This window comes from Vibrio sp. Y176 (assembly GCF_033438945.1).
This window is the reverse complement of record NZ_JAWOQS010000447.1, coordinates 1-743: the sequence shown is the minus strand read 5'-3', so window position 1 is coordinate 743 and position 743 is coordinate 1. Positions and strand designations below refer to the sequence as shown.

The following is a 743-nucleotide window of genomic DNA, read 5'->3' as shown; positions in this document are numbered from 1 at the left end:
ACGAATACGACCTTTCACCTCTGGCTTACCTTCGGTTTCTTTGTATTCGTCTTTCACTTCTTGCTTGGTCATCTTCAACTGATCGGCGTGCTGCCAAATCTGGAACGGTATATCGATGGCCACAACAATCAATAACGAGCAGCTTATCAACAAGATGAAATTGAGCAAAATATCCAGCGCGTGGAAAATGTTCTGCGGGTAAACATCCATGCTAAGTTGGATCAAATCTGCTTGCGATGCTTGGATCAAATACATGGCAACGCCTGTCACCAACACCACTTTCAAGATCGATTTGATCAGCTCAACCCAACTTTGCATGCCCACCATGCGTTTTAAACCGCTCAGAGGGTTCATTTTGGACAGCTTAGGCATTGCCGCTTCGGCAGAAAAACTGATGCCCCCAACCCCTGCTGCACCAATCGTCGCCGCCACAAACAACGTGATAAGGATGAGAAACAGTGGAAAAAGCAAATCTGTCATTGCGCCTAATGCGATATCAAACAGCTTTGTTGTGTCAAAGATTTCGTCTCGTTTGAGGTCGAACAAACGACTCATAATGGAAAACAGCGAACGTGCGAGTGACTCGCCAAACCACATCAGAGCGATAGCCCCCACAATCAGCACTGACGCCGATGCGAGCTCTTTTGAGCGTGCGACCTGCCCCTTTTCTCTGGCTTGTTGTAACCGTCGGGGCGTGGCTTCTTCGGTGCGTTCCTGACCGTCTGACTCTGCCAAACTAGCCT

The 743-nt window shown here is 48.6% G+C and carries 1 protein-coding gene; it reads right to left on the bottom strand.

From position 1 onward, the window contains the following. The coding region (locus R7O13_RS26595; RefSeq protein WP_318305173.1) for an EscU/YscU/HrcU family type III secretion system export apparatus switch protein at positions 1 to 735 on the bottom strand (735 nt) is incomplete at its 3' end. Between the last annotated feature and the right edge of the window lie 8 nt (positions 736 to 743).